The sequence below is a fragment of the Pannus brasiliensis CCIBt3594 genome (assembly GCF_036688125.1).
Classification (GTDB): domain Bacteria; phylum Cyanobacteriota; class Cyanobacteriia; order Cyanobacteriales; family Microcystaceae; genus Pannus; species Pannus brasiliensis.
In genome coordinates this window covers 1-3,338 of the sequence record NZ_JBAFSM010000106.1, presented here as the reverse complement: position 1 = coordinate 3,338, position 3,338 = coordinate 1, and the positions used below count along the sequence as shown (strand labels likewise).

At 53.7% G+C, this 3,338-nt stretch carries 2 protein-coding genes; both read left to right on the top strand.

The features are described from left to right. The coding region (locus V0288_RS24885) for a tetratricopeptide repeat protein (protein ID WP_332867895.1) at positions 1–770 on the top strand (770 nt) is incomplete at its 5' end. A gap of 186 nt (positions 771–956) precedes the next feature. Further along, the coding region (locus V0288_RS24880; protein WP_332867894.1) for a tetratricopeptide repeat-containing serine protease family protein at positions 957–3,338 on the top strand (2,382 nt) is incomplete at its 3' end.

Here is a 3,338-nt window from a genome sequence, read left to right as displayed (position 1 = left end):
TGGCTTACAACAATCGGGGGAATCTTTACTACCAACAACAGAAATTCGACCTCGCTCTAGCCGATTATAATAAAGCGATCGAGCTCGATCCCCGCGACGCGCCGGCTTACGTCAATCGGGGGAATCTTTACGGCCGACAACAGAAATTCGATCTCGCCCTGTCCGATTTCAAGAAAGCGATCGAGCTCGATCCCCGATTCGCGATGGCTTACAACAATCGGGGGAATCTTTACTACCAACAACAGAAATTCGACCTCGCCCTGTCCGATTATAATCAAGCGATCGATCTCGATCCCCGATTCGCTTACGCTTACACCAATCGGGGGACTCTTTACCAAGAACAACAGAAACCCGACCTCGCCCTAGCCGATTTCAATAAAGCGATCGAGATCGATCCCCGCCCCGCGATAAATTACTACAATCGGGGGAATCTTTACTCTCTATGGCAGAAACCCGACCTCGCCCTAGCCGATTTCAATAAAGCGATCGAGATCGATCCCCGCTCCGCGCCGGCTTACACCAATCGGGGGAATCTTTACTACCAACAACACCAAACCGACCTCGCCCTATCCGATTTCAATAAAGCGATCGAACTCGATCCCCGATTAGCTTACGCTTACACCAGTCGGGGGCTTCTTTATGACTCCCGGCAAGAAACGGAAAAAGCGATAAAAGATTTACGACAGGCCGCCGAACTGTTCCGCCAGCAAGGAAACGCGGGGGGCTATGAAAAGGTTATGCAAATCCTACGGGAATTAGGCGCGGTTTAGATACTCACTCGATCTCGAATCTTATCCCGAAGGTCGATCGCTCTCGTCTCTCTCGCGGGAATCGGTTGGATTCTCTTTAGCTACGGGGGGCTATGGGTTCCGATCGCTCCCCCGGCGATCGCTTTTCTAATGACCTCCGCGCTCTTCTTTTCCGTCCGTTCTTACTATTAATCGAGAAAACAAATCATGTTCAAACCTTCGATCGCTCTCATCGCTCTTGTCTCGTTTCTCTCCCGCCCCGGATTCGCTTTCGTTTCGTCGAACGCGGGAAATATTTCTAACCAACTTTCGCGAACCCTTACGGTACAGGGCGGGAGCGAAGCGCTGCTGCCAGCAGATCGGGAGCTTTCCGAGGAGGAATTATTACAGCGGGTTACTGTCGGCATCTTTAGCGAACAGAATCGGGGTTCGGGAACGATTATCGCCAAAAAAGGCGATACCTACCTCGTCCTGACCAACGCCCACGTTACCCGCGGCGCGAAAACCCTACAGGTACGAACTTACGACGGACAGAACCGAGCGGCCCGGATCGTTCCCGATTCCCTATCGGGGGATCAAGATCTCGCCCTGTTAGAGTTTAGCGATCGCGACGACTATCCGATCGCCCCGCTCGCGAAATTTACCGTTAATGAAGACCGGATCGGCTTGGAGGTGGTCGCCACGGGATACGCGGGGGACACGGGACGGTATCGGGTGACGACGGGAAATATTCAACGGGCGGGCGATCGACCCCTCGCGTCCGGGTATAGCATCGGCTACAGTGGCGAGATCGTGCAGGGAATGAGCGGCGGCGGAATTTTTGTCGAGGGCGAGTTAATCGGCCTGAACGGACGTTCCGCCTCCCCGATTCTCTCCAACTACACCTACGAGGACGGCACGAAACCGACCGCGGAAGAGATCCAAAAGATGAGAACCCTTAACTGGGGCATTCCCATCAATACACTATTAGCTTACATCCGGCCGGAAATCCTCACCGCCTATAACTTACCTTTACCAGAAACCGACCCCTACATTGAAAAGCCCGCGTATACCGGCTACGTCGCCGAATTAGAAAAAAAAGCGAGGGGATTCACCGTCCGGATCGATAGTACGAGCGGCGGGAACGGTAGCGGTGTGATGATCGCCCGCGAGGGGAAAACCTACACGGTATTGACCGCGGATCACGTCCTCTGCGAAAAAAGCGAGGGCGCGAGTACCTGTTCTTCCGAGTTCACTTATACCGCCGTCACGAACGATGGTATAAGCCGAAAAATCGAGAAAAGTACCATCATCCGTCAGGAAGGGGTCGATCTCGCCGTCTTCCGTTTCGAGAGCGAGGAAACCTACCCCATCGCCGAGCTAGGGAACTATACTCCAAATAAAGATGAGTTTGTTTTCGTGGCGGGGTATCCGAAAATCGGTAACAAGCGACCGGTATGGGGATTTAACGGCGGACTCGCCCAAGATAAGGAATCGGGATTACTGCAAACCCGACAGAGCGACCTACAGAGTCAAGGAAGCGCGGGCTTACAGGGAGCGGCCTCTCTCACGGGAGGGTACGAGTTAGTTTATGGCAGTATCACCTACGGGGGGATGAGCGGGGGGGCGGTTCTCGATTCGGCGGGGAAGGTGATCGGCATTCACGGACGTGCCGAAGGGGGCGAGGCGGGAAAAATTCAATTAGGCTACAGCTTAGGAATTCCCATCGGTACTTTTATCGGCTTGAAAGATAGATTCAAGACGAACCCTGGCTTATTAACCACCGCGCCGGCTGGAATCGATCGACAAAAGCAACAGGAATTACGCGGGGCGATCGAAAATATTAAGATTCCCGCCACCAATGCCCAGGCGGAGATCTGGATAGCAAGGGGCGGGCAACTGTGGCGGTTAAAAAGATACGCGGAAGCCGTGACCGCCTTCGATCGCGCGATCGCCCAAAACCGACCGGAAAATCTCTTTCTCGCTTGGTACGGTAAGGGAATGGCGTTAGCCGAACTAGAACAGTACCCACCGGCGATCGATGCCTTCGAGCGATCGCTCGCCACTCTCCCCGCCGATCGGGATTTAAAAACCCAAAAATTTCAGGCCAGTATCCTACGATGGCAAAGTGCGAGCTACCGCGAGGCGAGAGATTCCGAAAGCGCGTTACGGGCGATCGATCGCGCGATCGCCCTCTCTCCGGCAAACCCTAACCTTTATAACGATAAATTCGCGATATTAAAGGAATTAAAAGACTATGACGGGTCTTTACAAGCGATCGAGCGGGCGCTCGCTCTCGCTCCCCGCTCCGCTTGGTATAACAATCGGGGGTATCTTTACCACCAACAGCAGAAAACCGATCTCGCCCTCGCCGATTACAATAAAGCGATCGACATGAACCCCCGATTCGCGATGGCTTACAACAATCGGGGGTATCTTTATTACCAACAGCGGAAAACCGACCTCGCCCTCGCCGATTTCAATACAGCGATCGAGATCGACCCTCGAAACGTCGAGGTTTACAACAATCGGGGGCTTGTTTACGCCGAACAGGGGAAAACCGACCTCGCCCTCGCCGATTACAATAAAGCGATCGACATGAACCCCCGA